This window comes from Streptococcus infantis (assembly GCF_047460685.1).
GTDB classification, from domain to species: Bacteria; Bacillota; Bacilli; order Lactobacillales; family Streptococcaceae; genus Streptococcus; species Streptococcus infantis_AD.
The window spans coordinates 1-24,808 of the sequence record NZ_JASHFS010000009.1 but is presented as its reverse complement, the minus strand read 5'-3'; the positions used below and the strand labels follow the sequence as shown (position 1 = coordinate 24,808).

Genomic DNA, 24,808 nt, shown 5'->3' with positions numbered 1-24,808 from the left:
TCCCATATATCTCCTATATTTCCAGTATATCAAGCCTTGCAATTCCTAAAGAAAGTTGATACAATAAAACCATAGAGATTCGATCCTTGTTCAGCCACAGGGATTTTTTATTGAAAGGATTTTATGATGTCAAAGACACTACAACGTAAAAAACAATTGAGAAACAGCCTACGTCGCTCAGGTGCATTTTCAAGCGCTGTAAACAAGGTTGTCGAAGAAACAAAAAAAGTTGTAAAACATGCTGAAAAAGCAGCAAGCGATGCAGGTAAAGCTGTCTCTAAGCAAGTAGAAAAAGCTGTAGAAGTAACTAAAGAGCAAGCCCACAAGGTTACGACTTCTGTTGAAGAGTTCGCAGCTAACCTAGGCGGACTTCCACTTGACCGTGCTAAAACTTTCTACGATGAAGGGATCAAGTCTGCTGCTGACTTCAAAAACTGGACAGAAAAAGAACTCCTTGCCTTGAAAGGAATCGGTCCAGCTACGATCAAGAAATTAAAAGAAAATGGCATTAAGTTCAAGTAATCTTTCTTGTTCCTTGCTTTTCCGTCAAAAACTTGTTAAAATATAGCCATTAGAGGTGTTTTGAGTCCCACATTTTACAGAAAGTGGCGGTGCTGAGAAGTCCACAAATGTGTCAAAACTGGTTGCTAATGGATGAAAAATTGAAATAAAAATGTCTTTTTGTTTTAAAGACAAGAGTTGCGGGCATCTGCCCGAAATTGGGTGGTACCGCGGATTAACACATTCGTCCCTGTCAGATTGATGGCAGGGACGATTTTTCTTTTACACCCCTAGCCAAAGGAGGTTGTCATGAAACAGTCTTTTAACACCAGTAAACTCTACTATGGTTTTCCAATCTTCATCTTGGGATATCAGGACCAGAACTTTGGGCACAATATTACGACCTGCAGTTCCTCCTATAGTCTAGGCGATTGGCTAGTCATCGGGGTTGGTGCTGAGGAAAATGCGGCTGACCAGATTAAGCATTATCAACAGTTTACCGTAAACATCCCTGATGAAAACTTCATGCTCGAAATGGAGCAGGCTGGCTTTATCAGCCATCGGGAAAAGTTAAAACACCTAGGGCTTGACTACGAGATTTCTGTACGGACTCAGGCACCGATTTTAGAGGCTTGCCCAGTCGTTTTGGATTGCCAGATTGATCGGATTATCGAGGAAGATGGCATCTGTCATATCTTTGCCAAAATTCTCGAGCGACTGGCTGACCAAGAGCTCTTAGATGACAAGGGCCATTTTAAAAATGACCACTTTGCGCCTACTTACTTTATGGGGGATGGCCATCAGCGCGTTTATCGTTATCTAGATGACCGAGTCGATCCTATGGGGAGCTTCATCAAGAAAGCGAGGAAGAAGAATGACAAGAACTGAACTGCCAGAACAAATCGAAACGGAGCGACTGGTCTTGCGAGTACGTACAGTGGCGGATGCTGAGGATATCTTTGGCTATGCCAGTCGTCCAGAAGTCTCTTACCCAGCAGGGGTTCCACCTGTCAAAACCTTGGAAGATGAGATTTATTACCTAGAACATATCCTTCCCGAGCGTAATCAAAAGGACAATCTCCCAGCAGGCTATGGAATTGGGATTAAAGGGACCAATACAATCATTGGTTCTGTCGATTTCCCCCGTCGCTACGAAGACGATGTGCTGGAGATTGGCTATACCTTGCATCCAGACTATTGGGGCCGAGGCTATGTGCCCGAAGCAGCACGTGCCTTGATTGATTTAGCTTTTAAAGAATTGAACCTACACAAGATTGAACTAACTTGTTTTGGTTACAATGTCCAAAGTCAACGAGTCGCTGAGAAGCTTGGTTTCTCCCTTGAAGCTCGCATAAGAGACCGCAAAGATGCTCAAGGTAACCGCTGTGACAGTCTCATATATGGTTTGCTGAAGAGTGAGTGGGAGAGTTTAAACTGTTAAATGAGGGAGGTAATTTTTGAAATTAATGTGTTTTCTTGAGACCGATGATAGAGTAAGGAAGTTTTTTGTTCATGTTTGGAAAATATGTTTGAATGCGCTTGCTTTTTTTCCTATACTGTCCCTTGTATCTATTTTAGGATTAACACTTCCCGCATTTTTATTAAGCTTATTTTTTAACAGGGATATTGCATTTTCTATTCTGGAGATAATAACTTTTTTGTCTTTGATATGTTTTTATCTTAAATTATTCTCTAAAAGAAGGATCTCTGAAATTGCTATTCTTACTTATTGGTGTATTTCTATCTCAACTTTGATTATATTCTTCCTAATCGATTTAAAATTAGTTATAATTTTCCAGTTTGCATTGATACTGATATATGCACTTAAATATATAAATCGATTTAATAAGTTTAGAGACTTTCTTACTAAAAGTACTGAATCCTTGGCTTTTATAAATGTTTTTGATGGAATATTCTGCGGAATATTGATTTACTTTTTACAAAATCTGAATTTAGTTGAATCAATTTTGATTAACGTATCTCAGTATTTCTTAACTAATTATGGTATAAGTGAAAATCAAATAAACAACTGGTTCAGTATTTTAACAATATTAATACTACCATCTATATTATCTACCATAAAAAGTATAGTATCAATTAAGATATTTAAAAAAGTTAATAAAGTAGATGTTCCTAAGGGAAGGACACTATGGAATGTATATGCCACGATGTTTATTACTTCGTTTTTGTGGTATTATATCTATCTTTATTACTTTTTTTCTAAAGCTATGAATTCTGAGACTGTTTTAGTAATTGACATTCTTACATTCATTTTATATATAGTACTTTATTCATTCTTTTGGTGGCAAATTTATAATATGATTGGATATGGTGCAAAAGATATAAAAGAAGTGATTGCTTCATGGCTAACTGCAACAATGAGTATATTATTGTTGACAGTATTTAATCAAGTTGAAAACGAATTAATCAATGCTCTAAGCTGGTTTTTACCAATACTAATTCCAAATCTAATCGGGGAAATAAATTCTCAGTTTGATACAAATAAATATAAGAAAAAACCAATAAGAACTGATAAAATGGATAGACACCTCTATCGAGTTCAAATATATTGTTTTCTTACTTTATTAATGTTGAGTATTATTCCAAAGTTAATTGAAATTATATGGGGATGGAAGATTAAAGTAGAGTTGGCCAAACTAATAAATTTGTCAGCTGATTGGACATCTGAATTTATTGCCTCAACTATAATTGTTTTCTTTTGTTTCATATTATCATTAATTATTGGAAGGGGCATGATTTGGTTGTTAAAATATTTCTATTTAGATCCATCAAAAAGATATTATAAATTTGAAAAAAATAAAAGGAGAAAAAATAATGTCTAAAGAACTTTCACCTAAATACAATCCAGCCGAGGTTGAGGCTGGTCGTTACCAAAAATGGCTTGACGAAGATGTTTTCAAGCCTTCAGGCGATAAAAAGGCTAAGCCTTATTCAATCGTCATTCCACCACCAAACGTAACTGGGAAACTCCACCTTGGTCACGCTTGGGATACGACTTTGCAAGATATCATCATCCGTCAAAAACGCATGCAAGGTTTCGACACGCTCTGGCTTCCTGGTATGGACCACGCTGGGATTGCCACCCAAGCTAAGGTTGAGGAACGCTTGCGTGGTGAGGGCATTAGCCGTTATGACCTCGGTCGTGAGAAATTCCTTGACAAAGTCTGGGAATGGAAAGACGAATATGCCACTACTATCAAGGAACAATGGGGCAAGATGGGGCTCTCTGTAGACTACTCTCGCGAGCGTTTCACGCTTGACGAAGGTTTGTCAAAAGCTGTTCGCAAGGTCTTTGTGGATCTTTACAAGAAAGGCTGGATTTACCGTGGTGAGTTTATCATCAACTGGGACCCAGCAGCTCGCACAGCCCTTTCTGATATCGAGGTTATTCACAAGGACGTTGAAGGTGCCTTCTACCACATGAATTACATGCTAGAAGATGGTTCACGCGCCCTTGAAGTTGCGACCACTCGTCCTGAGACTATGTTTGGGGACGTTGCAGTTGCGGTCAATCCAGAAGACCCACGCTACAAGGACTTGATCGGTAAAAATGTTATCCTTCCAATCGCTAATAAACTCATCCCAATCGTTGGGGATGAACATGCAGATCCTGAATTTGGTACAGGTGTCGTAAAAATCACACCTGCCCACGATCCAAACGACTTCTTGGTTGGTCAACGCCATAACTTGCCACAAGTCAATGTTATGAACGACGACGGAACAATGAATGACTTGGCCTTTGAATTTGCAGGTATGGACCGTTTCGAAGCTCGTAAGGCAGTCGTTGCTAAGTTGGAAGAAATCGGTGCCCTCGTTAAAATCGAAAAACGTGTCCACAGTGTCGGTCACTCAGAGCGTACAGGTGTCGTGGTTGAGCCACGCTTATCTACGCAATGGTTCGTCAAGATGGACCAATTGGCTAAAAATGCCATTGCCAACCAAGATACAGAGGACAAGGTAGAATTCTACCCACCTCGTTTCAACGATACCTTCCTTCAATGGATGGAAAATGTACATGACTGGGTAATCTCTCGTCAGCTCTGGTGGGGTCACCAAATCCCTGCTTGGTACAATGCTGAGGGGGAAATGTACGTAGGTGAAGAAGCTCCAGAAGGGGACGGATGGACTCAAGACGAAGATGTTTTGGACACTTGGTTCAGTTCTGCCCTTTGGCCATTCTCAACCATGGGCTGGCCTGATGTCGACTCAGAAGACTTCAAACGTTACTTCCCAACTTCAACCTTGGTAACAGGTTACGACATCATCTTCTTCTGGGTGTCTCGTATGATCTTCCAATCATTGGAATTCACTGGCCGTCAGCCATTCCAAAACGTGCTGATCCACGGTCTTATTCGTGACGAGCAAGGACGCAAGATGTCGAAATCTCTTGGTAACGGGATTGACCCGATGGATGTTATCGAGAAATACGGTGCAGATGCCCTTCGTTGGTTCCTTTCAAACGGTTCTGCACCAGGTCAAGACGTGCGCTTCTCTTACGAGAAAATGGATGCTTCATGGAACTTTATTAACAAAATCTGGAATATCTCTCGCTACATCCTCATGAACAATGAAGGCTTGACCCTCGAGCAAGCAACTGCCAATGTCGAAAAAGTTGTTAACAAGGAAGCTGGAAACGTCACAGACCGCTGGATTCTCCACAACCTCAATGAAACAATCGGAAAAGCAACGGCTAACTTTGACAAGTTTGAATTTGGTGTGGCTGGTCACATCCTCTACAACTTCATCTGGGACGAGTTTGCGGACTGGTATGTTGAATTGACCAAGGAAGTCCTTTATAGCGATATCGAAGAAGAGAAAGTCATCACACGTTCTGTTCTCCTTTACACTTTGGACAAGATCCTTCGTCTTCTTCACCCAATCATGCCATTCGTGACAGAGGAAATCTTTGGACAAATCTCAGAAGGCTCTATCGTCACAGCAGCATACCCAACTGTCAACCCAGCCTTTGAAGACCTTGCGGCCCACACTGGAGTAGAAAGCCTCAAAGACTTGATCCGTGCTGTTCGGAATGCGCGTGCGGAAGTGAACGTAGCACCAAGCAAGCCTATCACCATCCTTGTTAAGACAAGCGATAGCGACTTGGAAGTCTTCTTTAACAGTAATGTCAACTACATCAAACGTTTCACAAATCCTGAACACTTGGAGATCGCATCAACCATCCCTGCACCTGAACTCGCTATGTCAAGCGTCATCACTGGAGCAGAAATCTACTTGCCACTCGCTGACCTCCTTAATGTCGAAGAAGAATTGGCTCGTCTCGACAAAGAACTCGCTAAATGGCAAAAAGAACTGGATATGGTCGGCAAAAAGCTCTCTAACGAACGCTTCGTAGCCAATGCTAAACCAGAAGTCGTCCAAAAAGAACGCGACAAACAAGCCGACTACCAAGCGAAATACGACGCGACTGTCGCACGTATTGATGAGATGAAGAAGTTGGTTAAATAGTGGGTAAAGATTACGAAAATTATAAGTCGTGGTTTAATAAACCACTGAATATATTAGAGTCAAAAGGCTCAATTCTTGACTATTTAAATAATAATTTCGAAATGATTGATTATTATCAGAATCTATACTATGACGGGATTGTAATAGATGATCTGATTAACAAATTAAAACAAGGTCAATTTGATAATTTAAGTATTATTGATTTAAATAGATTTAGAATATTCCTAGATGCAGTCTTGTTAACTTTCAATAATGAGAAAGTTTATAATGTTTATTTGAAAGATAAGTTTGTCTTTCAACCATTTTTTGACAGATTGAATAATCCAAAACTCTTCATACGAGAACAACAATTTTTAAATGATTATAAGAAGTATTTGAACAATCTTTTAAAAATACACATTAATAAATTTGATTCATTTTTTTACTCACTAGATGGAGAAGACAGACGAGTTTGGGATCAGTTCAAGATAGTAAGAAATGCCTACTCACATATGCAATACGGTTTTTATGCAAATGATTCTACGGGGTTTCTAAGTAATTTTTCAATTTATAATCATGATAACGGACATACTAAAGAAATTGGATTTGTTTTTGAACCAATTTTGCATCTTTTTATTCAGCAATTCTTTTCAAATTATTCCTCCTCTGGAATATCATATAAACACTCTTGGTTTGAGGTAGATTTTCAAAAAAGAGAAACTAAATTTAACGAAGTGACACTCCCGAAAAATTTTAATATAAAATACTCTGGTTTCGATAAAAGTCACCCAATGAATCAATTTACAGATATTTTGCAGAGTAATGATAAAAATATAATCAAACAATTTATTGAAAAATATAATCTAGATTATCGAATTGAAGATATTAACGATGATGATTTAAGTCACTATCTTAAATTCTATTTAAACAGATACACATGGAGCGATGTACACGATTTTCTCAATCAAATAAAATTCTTATTTGATTTTGAAACGGAATTTTCAAATTTTTTGGTTCACTTAATTCAGTTGAATGACCGATTGATTGACTATTTAAGAGATAGACATCTTGGAGTCAATAGATTAGGGCAGATTATAGATAGTTTAAAAGAGCTACAGGAGGATGCTGATAAATCCCTTTGCTTTAAATTTTCTTTTGAAATTTTACGAATGTTTAATATTGCATCTCGTATTGAAGATGATGATTTACCTAAAATTAACTATTCTAAAATTAGCGTACAAGGTATCTTTTTAAAAAATCCTCTTGCACTATATAATTACTATCAAACAAATAAAGATAAATATGAAATCAAAACTCATAGAGACTTAAGAACAGCTTATATAGTTGAAAGAATTAGAAATGCAATTATGCACGGTCGATACTGGATTGAATTAAAAAATGATGTTGTGACTTATATATTTGAAGATAAGTTTAATCACCGAAGTGAGTTACTTGAAGTTCCTGAGAAATCATTGCTTCGTTTTATAAATCAGGATATTTTTAAGATAAGATAATTGAAAAATTACTGAGTTTAGTTGATCGTAATAAAGCTAAGAATTTCTAGAAACCAGCTCACTACACAACAAATCCTCTAAGTTCGAACCGACCTGAGAAGTACAAAATTGCAGCCTTCTTCTCAGGTGTTGGGGGAATTGAGTTGGGATTTGAACAGACCAACGAGTTCAGAGTGGTGTATGCCAATGACTTCGATAAGTCTGCGCGTTAGACTTACTAGCCCATTTATTCAGATATATCTTGATAATCATATTATTCAGTCACTAAAGAAAAACAATTGAAAGGATCTTTCTATGCAATCAACTTACAATATTGACAATCCAAACTTGTCTTATGAAGCTAAGCGTGATTTATGGCAGATCGGTTTTGGTCTACAGAAGGTTGATAATCTATTTCCATCAGCTTATATGGAATCTTTGGCTGAGAAACAGGCCCGGGGTGAACTGACTTACGAGCAGGTTTATGAAGATGCAACAAATTACCATCATACCATTGATGCAAGTACAGAGGAGGCAGACTTGGTTTCTCTACGTATTGTAGAACTATTGTCTCGAAGAGGCTTTAGCTTCAGTCCTGCGACCTTACTTGCTATTCATAAGGAGTTGTTTCAAGATATATTTGAAGCCTCTATTCCGGTGGGGCAATTTCGTCAGACCAATATCACAAAGAATGAACCTGTTTTGAATGGTGAAAGTGTTGTATACTCTGATTACTCTATGATTCAAATAACCTTGGATTATGATTTTAATCAGGAAAAACAAGTTGCATATGCGACACTAACCCAGGCGGATATGGTTAAAAAAATCCAGCATTTTATTTCAGGAATCTGGCAGATTCATCCATTTCGCGAAGGAAACACTCGGACGGTAACAGTCTTTTTGATTCAGTATCTTCGTGAGTTTGGTTTTGATATCGATAATACACCATTTCAGCAACATTCCAAGTATTTTCGTGATGCCTTGGTATTAGATAATGCAAAGATTTTACAGCGACGTCCTGAGTTTTTAACAGCTTTTTTTGAAAATCTCTTGCTCAGTGGTCAAAATGATTTGTCTTCAGAAAAAATGTATCTAAATCTAGATCTCGATCTTTCAAAATCCTCATACTGAGTAAACATTGAATTTTAGAAAAATGAAGTAAATATTTCTATTTAAATACATATTATCATATAGAACATGGACTAAGACTAGCCCCTCTCCCACCACGGTACGTACCATTCGGCATACGGCGGTCCAACTAACTTTTAACACATGTCGTTCAAGGTAGTAAACCAAGTAAGAAACCAGTCCACGTTTTCGAGGACTGGTTTTGATATATCACGTTTAAGTACCGACCTCTGAGCCCTAATTGATAGTGGTCACCCCGGCCAGATACCTTATCTGCTATCCATTTAGTAATTCCTAACTTAAGTAGGACCCACAGTTAACTAGGTTTCTTTTTCCATTACTTCCGGATAATCACTTGTAGGCGAGTTCGCAATCGCTCATCTACGCTGGTGACTATGCGCCTCATATTTCCCAATGAGAAATAGTTTATCCATCCCCGAATGGACAAATTCAGTTACTCAAAAGTTCACTGGTAGCGAGGAGCCCACGGAGGACTTTCACCTCAGATGTACGACATGGCCATCATACCAAAAATGGCAAATCTCAATTTGAGAGATTTGCCATTTTTATATATTTTCATCTTGCAAATCGAGCTGCTTCACTCTAGCAATATAGTAGGACATGATCAAAAACAGATTGAAGCTGACAATCCAAATAGACCATTCATGGAAAAAATGCATAGATACAGCCAAGCTAATAGCGCCCACTACGAAACTGCCTACAACAATGCCATAGTTCAAGGCTTGACGACGATATTCTTGAACATCTCCTTCTCCTCTAACGATGCGATACAAAGCAGTCAACATTTTTCGGTAATTTCCAGAGGTCATAAAAATGACATAGGGATGATCTTCAATCAAACTACCCGTAAATGTTAGCATCATCATTCCAGTTCCAAAAGCAATAAAAGGAACTTCTAATAGAGGAAAGCGGGAAAAGAAGGGAAGAACAAGGGTCCCGATAAATAAGGGAAGTAGCATCTTAACCCGCCAATAGGCTGTTTTGCGATATTCTTTCATGTGCAAGGCAAAAAGAAAGCCTAGGGAAAAGAATATAATCGAGCAGAATCGCAATATGGTATTGATAACATGTGAATCGTGCCAATCTGATATCAGTAGAAGAATATTCCCTGTCTGCGTTGCCACCAAACTATGGTACTGGATATGACAGAATACATCCAAAGAACCACCTATAAAACCCAGGAACACTCCCATGAGTCGTGTGTTTTGAGGTAAAATTAATTTATCTGGCATTGATTCATCACTCGTTTTCCTTTAATGCATTCATTATACCACTTCTCTCGGAGAAACTAAGTGAAAAACGGTCAGTTCAGGTAGACATAATTACATATACTCCTAAGTTAATCTCATCTCTGGAGTTCATTTATGATGTCTTATCAACTTCAAATGCTGTAGGTACTTATCAACTAAACTATTTTAAACAAATTGTTTCTGTACTGAAGTCTATGGCTTAATCAAAGTAACACTTGAAACAGTACCATCTGCACCTGTTGTAATTTGAATGACTTTTCCACCACCAATTTTGGCATTATATTTACCATCATCAAGGGTATAGGCATAGCCTTGGATCGAGTAGTTTTCTTTCTTACCATCAGCAGATTCTACTGTAAATTGACCACCTGATGAAACAGTGATAGTCTCGCCATTAGCCCCCTTCCAGTTGCCAGCTGCAGCAGAGAAATCTCCATCAACCATGGTTAGAACACCCTTGTAACGTTTGTTGTGTTCTGCTTGCTTATCTTGAAGTTTGCGGTCAGTAGTTGGATCATAAGTTGACTGGCTAGTCTGTGCTTGAGAACCTTGTTGATTTGAGGGAGTTTGCGAAGATGCCTGTTGGTTATAAGCTTCTTGGCTCTGTCTTGTTTCTTGTGCTGGTGCTGGTGTTGTTGGGGATTGATTTGCAGTAGTTTCTGACTGGTCAGAAGAGGAGGTCTTAGCTTTTTCTGATGAAGTTGAACTTGAGGACTTCTGAGTTTTGTTCTCTTTACTTGAAGAACTGGCCTTAGAACTAGAAGATGCTTGTGTTGTCTTGCTAGAACTATCACTTGTGGTATTTTCTTTCTTATTACCACAAGCCCCCAATAGTAATGTTGAAGCGAGTACAGTTACGGCCATTAATCTGATAGAAGTTTTAGTTTTCATGTTATGCTCCTTTGTAACATTTTTGAAATATTAAGAAATATTTTTGTAACATTATTGTAATATTTGTTTTTAAATCTGTCAACTATTTATCTAAAATTTTTTAGAATTATTTTTTAGTACATTTATTTTCTTACCCCTCTTATATCTTTTATTCGTAAAGAATTTTAAAAAACACAAAAGTTCTTCCTGATAAAGTGCTATATTTCAAAGTGTAATCGCTTGCATTTTTTTCCTGAAGGGCTATAATAAAATTGAAATAGATATTGGAGGTGTAGACTTATGTTAAGCAAATATTACAAGTATCTTCCTTGGGTGATTTTAGATGCTTTCGTTTCTTATGGGGCAGCTACTCATTACGCTCAAACAACATTTGATTTGTTCTACCTAACTGCCATTTTCATGATTGTCTATGTAGCTTTATTGTATTTACACGAAACCTATTTAAAATATAAATACAAGGATTTATTCATTCGAATCATGAGCAATTCAAAGAAAGATAAACATCCTTAGTAGTCAAAAAGAGGTCGGGAAAAATCCCGACCTCGCTTTTTTATGACTAATAAGTCTTTGACACGATGGCTGAATTGACTTTTGACACAAACTTTATTTTCTCTATTCTCAAGCTCAACCAGTCATCGGACTTGTTGAAACTTCTCAGGACTGAAACTAAAAAATCGAGACTTGGGCTATCGATCTCTGCTCCCAAGCTTTTTTATTTTAATCGATAGGTTTTTCTTGGTTTCTTTTTAGGAACTCGTTTGAGCCCAACTTCTTCTACATACTCACCGTATTTTACGAGAAAGTTATTGCTGACGATTGGACGTCCTGGGTTGATGAGATTGACTAATTCGGTTCCTTCATAGACAGTGAATTCCTCCTCTAGCAGATAGAGAAAGGTCGGATTCCAGTCGAGACGGCCTTGGATTCGTTTGATAGACTCTTGAATAATGGCATAATGGTCAAAGGCGAAGGATTGCTCCCCCAGCTCTAGTCCCTCTAGGAAGCACTTGCCCGTCTGAAAATCAACATCGACAAAAACCACATCCTTGGCATCATCACCAGCTTGAACGAGATCAAGTGCGCGGCTAGGTAGATACACCAAATGGGCGATAGTAACCGTCCAGCCCCGCGGATCACGACCTGGAGTAGATACTGTCATCAACTGCTCGATTTTTTCTAAAGGAAGGTCGAGGTTGACCTCCTCTCTTACTTCACGCTGACAAGCATGCCTTGCATCTTCGCTCTTATCCATAAAACCACCGACCAAAGCCAAACAGTTTTGATAAGGATGGGCCTTGCGACGAATTAGCAAGAGTTTGATTTTCCCTTCCACAAAGCAATAAGCTACCATATCCACCGTCACGCTCGGTTTTTCATACTGAGGAAGATCCTGTTTGCAGTACCAGTCTAAAAATTCCTTCTCAGTCGCATGAATCTCAAAATATTCTCTTTCTGTCATTCCAGCCGGGATTATCGTTTCAGTCATCTTATCCCTCCTTGACAGCCTTAGTCCATTGGTACCAACCGACTAGACTATTGATGGTATAAACCCAGTACATTCCTTGGATATGGATGTTTTCACCCCACCAGAGATAAATACTAAAGAGATTGGTTGCAATCCAGAAAATCCATTGCTCACGGTAAAGACGTGTCATCAAGAGTTGACCAACACCATTGGTCGCATCGGTAACACTGTCACGGAAAGGACGAGCACTGCTGATACTTTGGTAGGCTAATCCCATGCCAATCCAGATGATAGCAGTCAAGGCCAAGTACTTGAGCCAATCAATCAGACCGAGTTTCTTAGCTTCAAAGTGAGACTCCTCTGGTTTTCCTTGCTCATTGATCCGATTAGACAACCAAGTATAGAGACCAATAGGCTGCATGACAAAGAAGTAAACAGTCGTCAAAACTTCACCATAGAAAGTCGCATTCATAGCTAGGACCAAATAGATTGCAGAGTTAATAGCTCCAAAAAGGTAGTTACTAGCTCGACCTTCAGCTACTAAGATAACGCAGACAATCCCTGTCCAAGAGGCCAAGAGACCAATCCAGTCATGACTTTCTGTGTTTTGTGTAAACTCCAGAATAAGAGGAACACTTGATAAAGCAATCAAATAGAGCCACTGGAAAAGACTACGGCCCACAAAGAGGTCTTTCCAAAGCAAACGCATAACTCCTGCAAAACCAATTTTACGAGCTTCTGCGTGGACATTTTTAAAGTTTTCAATAAATCGAGTGATTTTTTCAGTTATTTTTTTCATTTTCTTCTCCTAATCTGCTTGGTAAATGGCATCGATAGCTACTTTTGCTGCTTCATAATTTCCTAGATAGTCATCAGCTAGATAAACATGAGGGATATTGGCTAGATATTGCTCCCTCATCATATCCAAATACTGAGAAAAACTGTGACGGATATGGTCTTCTGCCATGGTCATGTCGCGAAAACCATCATTGACATAAGAGCCAACAGGTTGCACAAAGAGGATTAAATCCCACTTTTCCTTGGCTAAGATGGAAACAAAGAGATTATCAAAGGTCTCTACGGACAAGTCCTCCTGCTCTTCGCTTTCCATGTAGTAATCGTAGTAGCCCTTGGTTACTAGTGAGTTGGTATCTGCAATGACCAAGCCTCGATTGGCATTGCTATCGATTAACTTGGAAGTTTGGTCATATTGGCCCAAAAGAAGGTAATAATAATCTTTGGGGGTAAGCTCATCATCTCGGACATTATTTTTTATCTGATACTCACGAGCATATTCCAGACTGACTGGCGCATCATAAAAGCGAGCTAAATCCTTGGCTAGAGTTGTTTTACCATTACTAGCACTTCCCATAATCAACACTTTTTTCGTAAACTGACGGCGGAAAGGTTGAGCGATGTATTTCCAATATTTGCTTGGATTTTCACGAATCATGCTAGCTGAAATTCCAAATTTTCTTTCCTGTAGAACAGTCTCGAAACCACGTTCTGACAATTCTTGTTGGTATTCGGACTCTCCTACAAAAAAGATTAGTTCCTCACCAGTCTGGTCATAGGAAATGGCCTGCAACATCTGATCCAACCACTCCTGCCAGCCCATTGGATAGCGTGGAATATTGGTTTCGTCAAGTTTACAAACAGAGGTCAACTCATCATCTCGAAATGCTTCACGAATATAGCGAAACCTCTTTTGTAGTGTAAGTCCAACCTCTTCACCACGATCTCCCTCATAACCTGAAACTACCACCCATACAGCATCGCATTGTCGTTTTGCTCTTTGGATTAAATCAATATGCCCCTGATGCAAGGGAGCAAAGGTTCCAAAAACCACTGCTATCTGTTTTTTCATGTCTTTTCAACCTTTTTATAACTTTTTATATTTTATATCATACTCTATCTTGTTCTGTTTGTCAAGACTTTTTTATTATTTTTTATAAAAACATTGCTGTATGATAAGAATTTTTTACGTAACATACAAAACTTGATTAGGAAAAATCCCTTTTTGAACTCCTTAAACTAATTGCACAATTCAAGTAGCTATTTGGGCAATAACTTTTCAAAAAAGAGGCTGAAACAATCTGTTCCAACCTCACAATTTTAAACAATCTCAAATTTTAACTGACCAGCTTTGACACCAATCTTCAGAGTCTTACCAGTTTCCAATTCACCTTTAAGGAGAAGTTCTGCAAGTTTGTCTTCCACTTCCGTTTGTAGGGTTCTACGAAGTGGACGAGCTCCCATCTCTGGATCATAGCCTTGCTGAGCTAGGAGTTTAAGGGCTGATGCTTGGAGTTTCAAGTCAATTCCTTTTTCTGCTAGGCTTGCAATCAATGGTTTGACCATAATCTTAACTACTTCTTGCATATCTTGACTTGACAAGCTATGGAAGACCACCTTTTCATCAATACGGTTGATAAACTCAGGTCTATAAGCTTTTTTCAGTTCTTCAAACATGCGTTTTTCCATATTTTCCTGGTCAAAACGAATGTCCTTAGCTCCAAAGCCGACTGTCTTATCATCACGAAGAGCTGTCGCACCAAGGTTTGAAGTCATGATGATAATGGTATTGGAGAAGTCAACCTTGCGACCCTTACTGTCTGTCAAGACACCGTCATCCAAGACTTGCAAGAGCACATTAAAGATATCTGGGTGTGCCTTTTCTACCTCATCAAAAAGCAAAACTGAGTACGGTTTGTTACGAACCTTCTCGGTCAACTCCCCGCCTTCTTCGTAGCCTACATAACCTGGAGGAGCTCCATTGAGACGACTGGCTGCAAATTTCTCCATGTATTCACTCATGTCAAAGCGGATAAGAGCAGACTCATCATCAAAGAGAACTTCCGCCAAGGCCTTGGCCAACTCGGTTTTACCAACACCTGTTGGTCCTAGGAACATAAAGGAGCCAATTGGACGTTTGTTATTGCGAATACCCGATTGATTTCGGCGAATGGCACGACTGATACTAGATACAGCTTGTTCCTGTCCGATAACACGTTTATGCAGTTCAGCTTCAAGATTGAGATACTTCTTGGCATCTGTTTGGGTCAATTTCTGAACTGGAATACCTGACAAGCGACTCAAGGTGGTCAAAATATCTGATTCTGTCACCAAGTCTTTATAGACTGGAACTTCCTGTTCTTTTGCAATGAGCTGAGCTGCTTGCTTCCATTTTCCGTCCATCAAGGCCTTATCAGCTGGTGTTAAACCTGACTCTTCTTGTTTAGCGTGTTTCGATTTATTTTGCACTGTTGCTGCCGCTTCATCCAAAAGATCAATGGCTGCGTCTGGCAAATGACGACTCGTCAAATAACGATGTGCCATTTTGACAGCTGTTTCGACAGCATCGTCTGTAATTTGGACATGGTGGTGCTTCTCATAGGTTACTTTCAAGCCCTGTAAGATAGCCATACTGTCAGCCACGCTCGGCTCCTCAATCATCACTTTAGCAAATCGACGAGAAAGGGCTGCGTCTTTTTCGATGTGCTTTTGATACTCTTCCTGAGTGGTCGCACCGACAGTTCTCAGAGTTCCACGTGCCAAGGCAGGTTTCAAGATATTGGCCGCATCCAAGGTTGAATCAATCCCACTTCCTGATCCCATAATAGTATGAAGCTCATCGATAAAGAGGATGACCTTTCCATCTTCCTCAATATCTTTGATGATATTGTTCATACGTTCTTCAAAGTCACCACGGAACCGAGTTCCCGCAACCACATTCATCAAATCAAGTTCTAAAACTCGCATCTTAGCCATTTCAGCTGGAACATCTCCGTTGGCAATACGCTGGGCAAGACCAAGCGCCAGAGCTGTTTTCCCGACACCAGCATCTCCAACTAGGACTGGATTATTTTTTGTCTTACGGCTCAAGATTTGAATCATACGAGAGATTTCTTGGTCGCGCCCGATGACTGGTTCCAATTTACCCGAACGAGCTTGCTCCGTAAGGTCATGCGTATAATCTTCCACCCCCCCACTTGGTGTCTGAGGCATCCCCATCATATTAGCCATGGAATTTTGCTTATCCGCTACCGTACGATGACGCTGGCGAAGGGCCTTCAAATCTTCTCTAGTCCAACCAGCACGCGCTTCAAGACTTCGACGAAGTCCAGCAATCTTGACCTGATCCTTCTGATCTTCGTAAGAAAATCCTGCTTTTTCTAAAATGCGAGTAGCTAGGGCATTGCCATCATGTAAGATAGCATAAAGAACATGCTCTGTTCCCAATACCTTGGCATGAACGACAGACGCTACGTGCTCTGCTTCCAACAGCAATACCTTCAACCGGTGTGAAAAAGGAAGCTCCTGATAATGTTCCTTATCGCTATACTTTGTTTCCGTCAGCTCTACAGCAACTTCCTCCAGACGATCCATCTCATATGGAAATTCGTTTAAAGTCGCCCCAGCTACACTGTAACCATGATTGGCCATAGCAATCAATAGGTGCCATGACTCTAGGTATTCTGCCCCAAAATGACTGGCGACCAGAAAGGCACTTTCTATACATTCTCTCAATGCTTTTGAATATTTCATTTAGTTCTATTTTCCTTTTCTATCTACCTCTTGTAATAACTGCCGGAGCATATTGGCACGAATAAGATTGGCATCATCGCCTAAAACTCGGTCTGTCGCCATTGCTAATAATAGATTCATCTCCTGACGAGTCACTAAATCCTGCTCAAACAAGAGTTTTAAAACATCTTCAAAGATAGCTAGGCTAACTTCTTCACCTACCGAATACAGTAAATCGCGAAGCATTTCATGGTGGTTTGAGAATTCAATCCGACCAATGCGAATATAACCGCCACCTCCCCGCTTACTTTCAACTAAATAACCTCTGCTTTCAGTAAATCGAGTCTTAATCACATAGTTGATCTGGCTAGGCACGACTTGAAAGGTATCCGCTAATTGGCTTCGCTGCAATTCAACCATACCCGACTGCTCCAAAATCGCCTTGATATAGGCCTCTATATGGTCTGATGTATTTTTAAATCTCATAGAACGCCACCTCTTTCTTTGAACCTTGACCATCTTTGACTATTATACCGAAATTTTTTCATTTTTAAAAGAAAAAGGGGCTGGTAATGAATAATACTCACCAACTCCCTATTTTTCTACTTATCTAAGCCTAATTCTGCCAAGATTTGACGTTTGTAGGCAATCTTTTGGACTTCTTTATCCTCATCTTCAGACCAGTCGAGTTTGACTTCAGAAACAATCTGCCCAGGCCTATTTTTCAAGATATAGATACGGTCACTAAGATTAAGGGCCTCCTCGATACTATGCGTAATGATGAGTGTTGTCAGGCCTAGCTGTTTATGAATCTCCAAATACCAGGCGTGGAGCTCCATCTTAGTCATCTCATCCAAGGCACTAAAGGCCTCGTCTAGAAGAAAGAGCTTATGCCCGAAAAGGTAGGTACGAAGTAAAGCAACACGCTGACGCATCCCACCACTAAGTTCATGAGGGTACTTATCCCGTACAGCTGTCAACTGGAAGGTAGCAAGGATTTCATCCGCTTTGGCAATAGCTTCTGCCTTATCGACCTTTTGAATCAAGAGGGGCAGGATGATATTGCCAAGAACGGTCTTGTGTTCCAAAAGTAGATCCTTTTGTAGCATATAGCTCACACGCCCCTTAGGATTTTCCTCTCCATCAAGAATGATTCGCCCAGACTGGACTTCTAAAATCCCTGCAATCAGGTTAAAGAGTGTGGTCTTTCCTACACCACTGGGGCCTAGGATAGAGACAACTTCACCTGAAGTCACCTGTAGGTTAATATCCTCTAAGATCTTTTCATCATCGTAGGCATAGCTTACGTGTTCTAGTCTAATTTCTGTCATTATTTTACAAATTCGTTGGTAAATCCTTTATCTGTCAAGTCTTCCTTGAGGATTCCATTTTCCTTATCCCATTTGTAGAAGGCATTCCAGCGGTCCGCATCAAATTGTCCCCATTTGTCCTTGTCGCTTGCGTATTCTTTTGACAAGTATTTCTGAGATTCGATGACAAAGTCACGTTTATCCTTGAGCTCAGGTGCATTCTTGATGAGGATATCTGCAGCTTCTTCTGGGTGCTCCATAGCGTATTGGTAGCCTTTTTTGATGGCTTGGATGACTTTGCGAGCTTCTTCTTTGTTGTCTTTCAGATAATCGTTGTTTGCAATGATAACTGGTGAGTAGTAGTCAAACTCCTTGACATAATCTTTCAAGTACATGAAGTTAGCGTCCACACCTTGAGATTTGGCAAGAATTCCATCCCAACCATAATAAATCCAAGCAGAGTCAAAAACGCCGTTGGCAATCGGTGTGATCGAGTTTGAGTCATTGTTTGGTACTTTTTCAACCTTCTCGAAGTCTCCACCTTGAGATTCTACCAAGGTTTTCAACATAGCAAGCTCAGTCGGGTCATTCCAGGTTCCGTATTTCTTACCAACTAAGTCTTTTGGACTGCTAACATTGTCAGACTTACGAGAGATGATTCCTGATGTATTGTGTTCAACTATAGCGGCAACGGCAGTGATTCCTGCCCCTTTTTCCAATTTCTTAGCCATGTAATCTTGGAAATAGATAGCAAATGGCGCCTTGCCATTGATAACTAAGTCTGACGAGCTTTCTTCAGGTGGCAATTTCAAATCAACATCCACTCCAGCTTCCTTGAAATAACCTTTTTCTTTAGCTACATAAAGCCCTGTATGGTTGGTATTTGGTGTCCAGTCTAGGATAAAATCAATTTTTTTGAGTTCTGCTTCTTTATTGTCCTTAGAAGCAGTTCCTTGACCACAAGCCACAAGCACGACAGCTACAAGAGCTGTTACAATCGTTAAAAACACTTTCCATGTTTTCTTCATTTTTATTTCCTCTTTTCTTTTTCTCAAACGTTATTGTTCTATGAACGTTTCCATTTAATCACATATTTTTCACTGACATCGACCAGCTTCATACCCAGAAGGCTGATAAGCGATACCAGAATAATAATCGCAAACATGGTATCATACTGAAACAGTTTTTTAGACTGAATCATGTAGACACCTAGTCCTTCAAAGCCTCCCAACCACTCAGATACCACTGTTGTGATAAAGGCGTAGGAGACACTCACCCTCAGTCCTGCATAAAAGTAAGGCAGGCTGACAGGGATTTTAAAATGCCAGAGAATTTGCCAAGGATTGGCTCGCATCAGACTAAACAAGGTCAGCATATCCTTGTCACAATGCCTAAATCCATCTAGAATACTGACGATAATAGGGAAGGTTGTCGTCAAGATAATCAAGACAATCTTGGGCAAGATTCCATAACCTAACCATAAAACCAGGATAGGGGCTATGGCAATGGTCGGTATGGTCTGGACAACCACCATCATAGGATAAATCAGATCATTGAGCCAGCCCAGACTATCCATAAGGACGGCCATGATACAGGCTATCAAGACACCTAACACTAGACCTAACAAGGCTACTTTCAAGGTTGCCCAACTATGGTACCAAAGAAATTCTCTGTCACGAACAAAAGACTTGAGGATTTCAAGTGGTGTCGGCAAGATAAACTTTGGTAGGAGTTTTAAGAAACCTGCCACCTGCCAAAGAGATAAGACACCCAAAAATCCTAGCAGACTAATATGCCGTCTCATGATACTTTTCAAGTTTCTCATCAATACTTAAAATCTCTCCTACATTTATTTTGACATTGGCAAAAACATTATCTGCCCCTTGACCTGCCACTTCTAAAGCTTCTTTGAGAATACGCATCAGTTCCTCAAAGTTTCCTTCTAGGACTGTTTCAAAAGGTGTCACCACCATGGACACTCCTTGAGCCTGCAGATAAGCAATAACTTGATCAATAAGGGCTATGCGGTCAATCCCTTGTGACAGGGGCAAGACTTGTAAAGCAATGCTTGCTTTCATAAAAACCTCCTTCTAAGTTACAGTTTTTCTTTGTAAAAAAAGAAAAACCTCTTTCATATATGAAAAAGGTGCAAAATTAGGCCAAGTATTCGTTCCCTACGCTGGCATTACCCAGATCAGGTGCGGTCGAAGTTTAACACTTCCTCTCAGACTGTACACAGACTCCCATATATTATATGGACATATGATAACGCAAAATAAACAAGATGTCAAGGAAACTGCTTACAGAAAAAGAGGCGGTTCTCCACCTCTCCCTCTAATCATTTATTCTCAGTTAATTCTTCCAATTAAAGCATAGGGGCGAATAATTGAACTACTTCTTTGATTAATGTTTGATACCAGGTAGGCTTGATTGTTCCAGGAAAAATTTCTTGCGACTCTTCAAAAATTTCTTCAAAGTCCTTACGAATATCTACAATCGATGGTGTTTCATATAATAAAACTGCATTTTCATAGTGGTGAACCAAGCTGCGATAATCAAGATTTATGGTTCCAACAACCGCAAATCGATCATCAACAATCATTTGCTTACTATGGATAAAACCAGGAGTATACTCGTAGATACGTACACCAGCAGACAAAAGATCAGGATAAGAACCTCGAGTTACTAACTGTATGAGCTTTTTATCTGGGATAAATGGAGTTATAATTCTCACATCTACGCCTCGCATAGCCGCATTTTTGATATCCTCTGTCAAATCATAATCAATAATGAGATAAGGCGTGGTGATATAGACAAAATCTTCCGCTTGATTAATCAGGTTTTGATAGACAATTTTACCCACCTTCATTCTATAGATAGGCTTTGGTCCACTTCCATATGGGATACATAGCCCGCCACCTAGTCGTGTCTGATTTTCCAAATGATACTGATCAAAATCACTGATTTCTCCACGGTTGATGTACCAGTTCATGAGAAATAGTCTTGTAAAGGCTTGAGTCGCCGGACCATCGATCCGAATCCCACTATCTTTCCAATGTCCAAAACGTTCAATCTGATTTATATACTCATCCGCAAGATTGACGCCACCAGTATAGGCAATCTGCCCATCAATGACCAAAATTTTGCGGTGATCTCGGTTATTATAGGCCACTGTCATACGAGGAATTACCTTATTAAACTTATGAGCCTCAATTCCTCGAGATCGGAGATGCACTGTATAATCACCTGGCAGGGTCACCATACAGCCGATATCGTCGTAGAGCATCTTAACTTCAACACCCTGAGCAGCTTTTTCTTCTAGAACTTCGAGCATACTATCCCACATCAAGCCTTCTTCGACAATGTAGTATTCTAGAAAAATAAATTTTTCAGCCCTCTTCAAATCCTCCAGCATCTGCTGCCACATTTCCTTACCATTTGAAAAGAATTGTGAGTCTGTCTGATCATAAACTTCTGCATTACTGTCCATATGCAATAAGGCATTGATAATCCCGTAGGCAGATTTATCAGTTTTCTGTATGTCTTGATGAAGACTATGTTCGCGCTTTTCATGAGATGTGATAGAACGAAGTTCCTGTAATTGTTTAAATTCCTTTTTTGATAACCGACGCTCACCAAACATGATATAAAGCAAGGGGCCAAAAACAGGGACAAAAGTGACAATCAACCACGTCACCTTGCTTTCAGGAGACATAGAACGATTGACAATGGCTAAAACAGTCGCCACGCTGACAAGAAATACAAGAGCAACCCAAACAAGTGGAGCAATCTGGCTCATGTAAAGAATGACTGCAAAAACTACAAATAATTCTATCAGAATAATCGCAATGCTAAAACCATACTTGGACATCAATAGTCGAAATTTTCTAGTCCCCATAACTCCCTCTCAATTTCTAAATAAACTCCAAAGCAACTAGCTGAAAGCGCTTGTTACCTTCTAGTATACTTACTTTCATAAAACTTAGCAAGTCTTTTCTGTTTAGGCCGATAGTTCTACCTATAAAATCATTTAAAAAAGTCTGCGACAAAATAGTTCTCAGCCACAAAAAAGCTAGATATTCCCAATTGTGGAACTCTAGCTTTTTATAGTGGCTCTATAATATTTGTAGTGGGTAAATCCCCTATAGATATTATGGAGCCTATTTTGTTGTAGAAAACATACTAAGATTAGTAGTGAGAAAATCTCCGACGGGAGAGAGTACTCACTACTTTTTCTTTATGTTAAAGTAGAGGTGTCTTGTAAAGTCGTAGGGCTCTTTGGCGCTAGATGTCGCTTGACAAACTGGCAAGACACCTGTTTTAGGTGGAATTTGATCAAAGTATGTGGGACGCTAGACGTCGCGTATTGAAAATAAAATCACTAAAATACGGAATTATTCAAGACAAAAGAGGTAATATCATGCGTACAGTATTTGGGATTGATGTGAGTAAGGCAAGTTCTGAGGTGGCAATTTTAGTCAACGGTGAAAAGATTCATGGATACACTATGCTCAATGACGCCATTGGCTTCAATCGTCTTTTGAATGACTTGAAAACTGTTCATAACCCTGAGATTATATTTGAAGCTACTGGTGTCTATTCTCGGCGTCTTCGAGCCTTTCTTGAAGAATACGGCTACGCTTATACACAGCTGAATCCTCTGGAAGCTAAGAAGCAACTGGACAGTCTGCGAGTTCGTAAAACAGACAAAATTGACGCTGAAAAGTTGGCTCATTCTCAGTTTATACTCAATCGTAAACCAACTTATGCGCAGGAAGAAGTTTATCAACACCTGCGTGATTTAAGCCGTTTCTATCAAAATCTTACAGAAGACATTGTTAGAGCTAAAAACCGTCTACACAAGGTCTTACAAGTCACCTTTCCTGAATTGGAAAATCTCTTATCCACACCAACTGGAGAGCAATATTGGAATTTAGTGATGGCTTTTCCATGCAAAGAGTTTGTATTAAACCTATCTCAAAATGAATTGTGTAAGATTATCTGTCAATCTACCTCCAAACGAATCTCTGAAAAGCGTATTGCTTATCTGACTGATAAACTTATAAAACTCGCTAAACAATCTTTTTGTGCGGTCAAGAAAATCTCCCCAATGCTTGAAGAGGTTCGTTACTATGCTCAAGAATTGCTTCGTCTTTCTGGGCACAGACAGGTTGTCTTAGACGACATGGTAGCTCTAGCTCAGCCTTTACCAGAGTATGACATCTTACGATCAATTCCTGGCATCGCAGAAACCACAGCGACATCTATCATTGGCGAATTGGGAGATATTCGTCGCTTTCAGTCTACCAATCAAATCAATGCTTTTATTGGCATTGACCTGAGACACTATGAATCTGGGAACTTTCTCGCCAAGGAACACATTACTAAGTGAGGTAATCCCTATGCAGAAAAATCTTGTTCAAGTGCATTCATAACATCGCTTCAGCTAGTCATACCAATCCCTGCCATATCGCCGACTTTTATGAGAAACGAAAAAGACAATCGACAATAGCTTCAACCAAGCCACATGCGATTGCCTCTATACATCGTCTCATTCGAACAATGCATTACCTCATTACGCATAACAAACTTTACGATTACTCTTTGACCCAAAATCGATAAGGTCATCTAGGCCGTATTATTATAACACCTTGTTTCAAAAAATACCAGATGAGGTGTTTTTTAGCATGCCCTTTTATGGATCAATAAGTGGTAAAAATAAGACAGTAACCTCAGAATAGCTACTGTCTCATCTCTTTTTTTACTTAAAGCCCTTAATATACTTGACAAATAGTAGAAAAGAACACTAAAAAGAACAACTAGTGTTCTTACTTTTTAATATCAATCGGGAAGACAGGATTCGAACCTGCGACACCTTGGTCCCAAACCAAGTACTCTACCAAGCTGAGCTACTTCCCGAGTTAAATAGAAAAAATGCACCCTAGAGGAGTCGAACCTCTAACCGCCTGATTCGTAGTCAGGTACTCTATCCAGTTGAGCTAAGGGTGCTCATTATATGCCGAGGACCGGGATCGAACCGGTACGATCGTTACCAATCGCAGGATTTTAAGTCCTGTGCGTCTGCCAGTTCCGCCACCCCGGCCTCTCTAAGCGAACGACGGGATTCGAACCCGCGACCCCCACCTTGGCAAGGTGGTGTTCTACCACTGAACTACGTTCGCATCGACCTCTTGGTTATATTAAAAAAATGCCGGCTACATGACTTGAACACGCGACCCTCTGATTACAAATCAGATGCTCTACCAACTGAGCTAAGCCGGCTTATTTCTATTATGCGGGTTAAGGGACTTGAACCCCCACGCCGTTAAGCGCCAGATCCTAAATCTGGTGCGTCTGCCAATTCCGCCAAACCCGCAATGATGACCCGTACTGGGCTCGAACCAGTGACCCATTGATTAAAAGTCAATTGCTCTACCAACTGAGCTAACGAGTCTAAAATAACTTACGTTATCTTAAACGGTCCCGACGGGAATCGAACCCGCGATCTTCGCCGTGACAGGGCGACGTGATAACCGCTACACTACGGGACCTATGGGAGTTAACGGGATCGAACCGCTGACCCTCTGCTTGTAAGGCAGATGCTCTCCCAGCTGAGCTAAACTCCCTTTAGCTAAGCGACTTCCTTATCTCACAGGGGGCAACCCCCAACTACTTCCGGCGTTCTAGGGCTTAACTTCTGTGTTCGGCATGGGTACAGGTGTATCTCCTAGGCTATCGTCACTTAACTTTGAGTAA

20 protein-coding genes, 9 tRNA genes, 1 rRNA gene, 3 pseudogenes and 1 riboswitch are annotated in these 24,808 nt (G+C 39.9%); of the genes and pseudogenes, 10 read left to right on the top strand and 23 right to left on the bottom strand.

Features of this window, described 5'->3' with window-relative positions; translation table 11 throughout:
• Nucleotides 1-126 precede the first annotated feature (126 nt).
• From QM917_RS05580 to QM917_RS05545, 8 genes and pseudogenes are all read left to right on the top strand, one after another.
• Entirely contained in the window at nucleotides 127-522 is a 396-nt protein-coding gene (locus QM917_RS05580; protein WP_414285183.1) for a helix-hairpin-helix domain-containing protein, read from the top strand.
• 288 nt (nucleotides 523-810) lie between these two features.
• Entirely contained in the window at nucleotides 811-1,389 is a 579-nt protein-coding gene (locus tag QM917_RS05575) for a flavin reductase family protein (protein WP_414285182.1), read from the top strand.
• The gene (locus tag QM917_RS05570; RefSeq protein ID WP_414285181.1) at nucleotides 1,376-1,942 is read left to right on the top strand and encodes a GNAT family N-acetyltransferase; all 567 of its coding nucleotides are present in this window, start codon (nucleotides 1,376-1,378) and stop codon (nucleotides 1,940-1,942) included. Before QM917_RS05575 ends, QM917_RS05570 begins: the two co-directional genes overlap by 14 nt.
• 25 nt (nucleotides 1,943-1,967) lie before the next feature.
• Nucleotides 1,968-3,344 carry a beta-carotene 15,15'-monooxygenase gene (locus QM917_RS05565; RefSeq protein ID WP_414285232.1) on the top strand — a complete coding sequence of 459 codons (1,377 nt, stop codon included), beginning with the start codon at nucleotides 1,968-1,970 and terminating at the stop codon, nucleotides 3,342-3,344.
• Nucleotides 3,337-5,988, top strand: a complete 2,652-nt coding sequence (locus tag QM917_RS05560; RefSeq protein WP_414285180.1) for a valine--tRNA ligase — start codon at nucleotides 3,337-3,339, stop codon at nucleotides 5,986-5,988. Before QM917_RS05565 ends, QM917_RS05560 begins: the two co-directional genes overlap by 8 nt.
• Nucleotides 5,988-7,481, top strand: coding sequence for a hypothetical protein (locus QM917_RS05555; RefSeq protein ID WP_414285179.1), 1,494 nt, complete (start codon nucleotides 5,988-5,990; stop codon nucleotides 7,479-7,481). Before QM917_RS05560 ends, QM917_RS05555 begins: the two co-directional genes overlap by 1 nt.
• A 68-nt stretch (nucleotides 7,482-7,549) precedes the next feature.
• Nucleotides 7,550-7,690, top strand: a pseudogene (locus tag QM917_RS05550) (DNA cytosine methyltransferase); the annotation flags it as partial.
• Between the two features lie 85 nt (nucleotides 7,691-7,775).
• Nucleotides 7,776-8,591 (top strand): Fic family protein, encoded by an 816-nt coding sequence (locus QM917_RS05545; protein ID WP_414285178.1) that lies wholly within the window; start codon nucleotides 7,776-7,778, stop codon nucleotides 8,589-8,591.
• Nucleotides 8,592-8,717: 126 nt separating this feature from the next.
• Here the strand turns inward: QM917_RS05545 and QM917_RS05540 are convergent.
• The 3 genes and pseudogenes from QM917_RS05540 to QM917_RS05530 form a co-directional block, all read right to left on the bottom strand.
• Nucleotides 8,718-9,042: pseudogene (locus tag QM917_RS05540) on the bottom strand (group II intron maturase-specific domain-containing protein); the annotation flags it as partial.
• A 112-nt stretch (nucleotides 9,043-9,154) separates the two neighbouring features.
• Nucleotides 9,155-9,841: a YoaK family protein gene (locus QM917_RS05535; protein ID WP_414285177.1), complete on the bottom strand. Its 687-nt coding sequence runs from the start codon at nucleotides 9,839-9,841 to the stop codon at nucleotides 9,155-9,157.
• Between the two features lie 210 nt (nucleotides 9,842-10,051).
• On the bottom strand, nucleotides 10,052-10,750 hold the full coding sequence (locus tag QM917_RS05530) for a hypothetical protein (RefSeq protein ID WP_248034959.1): 699 nt from the start codon (nucleotides 10,748-10,750) through the stop codon (nucleotides 10,052-10,054).
• Nucleotides 10,751-11,029: 279 nt separating this feature from the next.
• Here QM917_RS05530 and QM917_RS05525 point away from each other — a divergent pair, with 279 nt between their 5' ends.
• A complete protein-coding gene (locus QM917_RS05525; protein ID WP_049549587.1) occupies nucleotides 11,030-11,260 on the top strand; it encodes a hypothetical protein in 231 nt (76 codons plus the stop codon).
• 202 nt (nucleotides 11,261-11,462) lie between these two features.
• Here QM917_RS05525 and QM917_RS05520 read toward each other — a convergent pair whose 3' ends face one another.
• From QM917_RS05520 to cls, 10 genes are all read right to left on the bottom strand, one after another.
• Nucleotides 11,463-12,236 (bottom strand): NUDIX domain-containing protein, encoded by a 774-nt coding sequence (locus QM917_RS05520; RefSeq protein WP_414285176.1) that lies wholly within the window; start codon nucleotides 12,234-12,236, stop codon nucleotides 11,463-11,465.
• 1 nt (nucleotide 12,237) lies between these two features.
• On the bottom strand, nucleotides 12,238-13,014 hold the full coding sequence (gene pnuC, locus QM917_RS05515; protein WP_414285175.1) for a nicotinamide riboside transporter PnuC: 777 nt from the start codon (nucleotides 13,012-13,014) through the stop codon (nucleotides 12,238-12,240).
• A 9-nt stretch (nucleotides 13,015-13,023) separates the two neighbouring features.
• Nucleotides 13,024-14,082, bottom strand: a complete 1,059-nt coding sequence (locus QM917_RS05510; protein ID WP_414285174.1) for an AAA family ATPase — start codon at nucleotides 14,080-14,082, stop codon at nucleotides 13,024-13,026.
• Nucleotides 14,083-14,330: 248 nt separating this feature from the next.
• Nucleotides 14,331-16,763, bottom strand: a complete 2,433-nt coding sequence (locus tag QM917_RS05505) for an ATP-dependent Clp protease ATP-binding subunit (RefSeq protein WP_414285173.1) — start codon at nucleotides 16,761-16,763, stop codon at nucleotides 14,331-14,333.
• A gap of 6 nt (nucleotides 16,764-16,769) precedes the next feature.
• The gene (locus QM917_RS05500) at nucleotides 16,770-17,228 is read right to left on the bottom strand and encodes a CtsR family transcriptional regulator (protein ID WP_373115866.1); all 459 of its coding nucleotides are present in this window, start codon (nucleotides 17,226-17,228) and stop codon (nucleotides 16,770-16,772) included.
• Nucleotides 17,229-17,344: 116 nt separating this feature from the next.
• Entirely contained in the window at nucleotides 17,345-18,073 is a 729-nt protein-coding gene (locus tag QM917_RS05495) for an ABC transporter ATP-binding protein (RefSeq protein ID WP_414285172.1), read from the bottom strand.
• A complete protein-coding gene (locus QM917_RS05490) occupies nucleotides 18,073-19,080 on the bottom strand; it encodes an ABC transporter substrate-binding protein (protein WP_153225253.1) in 1,008 nt (335 codons plus the stop codon). The genes QM917_RS05495 and QM917_RS05490 overlap by 1 nt, the downstream gene beginning before the upstream one ends.
• A gap of 38 nt (nucleotides 19,081-19,118) precedes the next feature.
• Nucleotides 19,119-19,877 (bottom strand): ABC transporter permease, encoded by a 759-nt coding sequence (locus QM917_RS05485; RefSeq protein ID WP_194251833.1) that lies wholly within the window; start codon nucleotides 19,875-19,877, stop codon nucleotides 19,119-19,121.
• Nucleotides 19,840-20,130, bottom strand: coding sequence for an MTH1187 family thiamine-binding protein (locus tag QM917_RS05480; RefSeq protein WP_153225251.1), 291 nt, complete (start codon nucleotides 20,128-20,130; stop codon nucleotides 19,840-19,842). Before QM917_RS05480 ends, QM917_RS05485 begins: the two co-directional genes overlap by 38 nt.
• Before the next feature lie 76 nt (nucleotides 20,131-20,206).
• Nucleotides 20,207-20,309, bottom strand: a riboswitch (TPP riboswitch).
• A gap of 108 nt (nucleotides 20,310-20,417) precedes the next feature.
• A complete protein-coding gene (gene cls / locus QM917_RS05475) occupies nucleotides 20,418-21,950 on the bottom strand; it encodes a cardiolipin synthase (RefSeq protein ID WP_153225250.1) in 1,533 nt (510 codons plus the stop codon).
• A gap of 522 nt (nucleotides 21,951-22,472) precedes the next feature.
• Between cls and QM917_RS05470 the strand changes: the two are divergent.
• Nucleotides 22,473-23,674 (top strand): annotated as a pseudogene (locus tag QM917_RS05470) (IS110 family transposase).
• A gap of 223 nt (nucleotides 23,675-23,897) precedes the next feature.
• Here QM917_RS05470 and QM917_RS05465 read toward each other — a convergent pair.
• The 10 genes from QM917_RS05465 to rrf form a co-directional block, all read right to left on the bottom strand.
• Nucleotides 23,898-23,971 (bottom strand) — tRNA-Pro (locus QM917_RS05465).
• Between the two features lie 16 nt (nucleotides 23,972-23,987).
• A tRNA-Arg gene (locus tag QM917_RS05460) sits at nucleotides 23,988-24,061 on the bottom strand.
• A gap of 8 nt (nucleotides 24,062-24,069) precedes the next feature.
• Nucleotides 24,070-24,155, bottom strand: a tRNA-Leu gene (locus QM917_RS05455).
• Between the two features lie 7 nt (nucleotides 24,156-24,162).
• Nucleotides 24,163-24,234: transfer RNA gene (locus tag QM917_RS05450), tRNA-Gly, on the bottom strand.
• Between the two features lie 27 nt (nucleotides 24,235-24,261).
• Nucleotides 24,262-24,334 (bottom strand) — tRNA-Thr (locus QM917_RS05445).
• 12 nt (nucleotides 24,335-24,346) lie between these two features.
• Nucleotides 24,347-24,428: transfer RNA gene (locus QM917_RS05440), tRNA-Leu, on the bottom strand.
• A 5-nt stretch (nucleotides 24,429-24,433) separates the two neighbouring features.
• Nucleotides 24,434-24,506 (bottom strand) — tRNA-Lys (locus tag QM917_RS05435).
• Between the two features lie 24 nt (nucleotides 24,507-24,530).
• Nucleotides 24,531-24,603, bottom strand: a tRNA-Asp gene (locus tag QM917_RS05430).
• Between the two features lie 2 nt (nucleotides 24,604-24,605).
• Nucleotides 24,606-24,678, bottom strand: a tRNA-Val gene (locus tag QM917_RS05425).
• Nucleotides 24,679-24,682: 4 nt separating this feature from the next.
• Nucleotides 24,683-24,798: ribosomal RNA gene (rrf, locus tag QM917_RS05420) — 5S ribosomal RNA — on the bottom strand.
• Nucleotides 24,799-24,808: the final 10 nt, after the last annotated feature.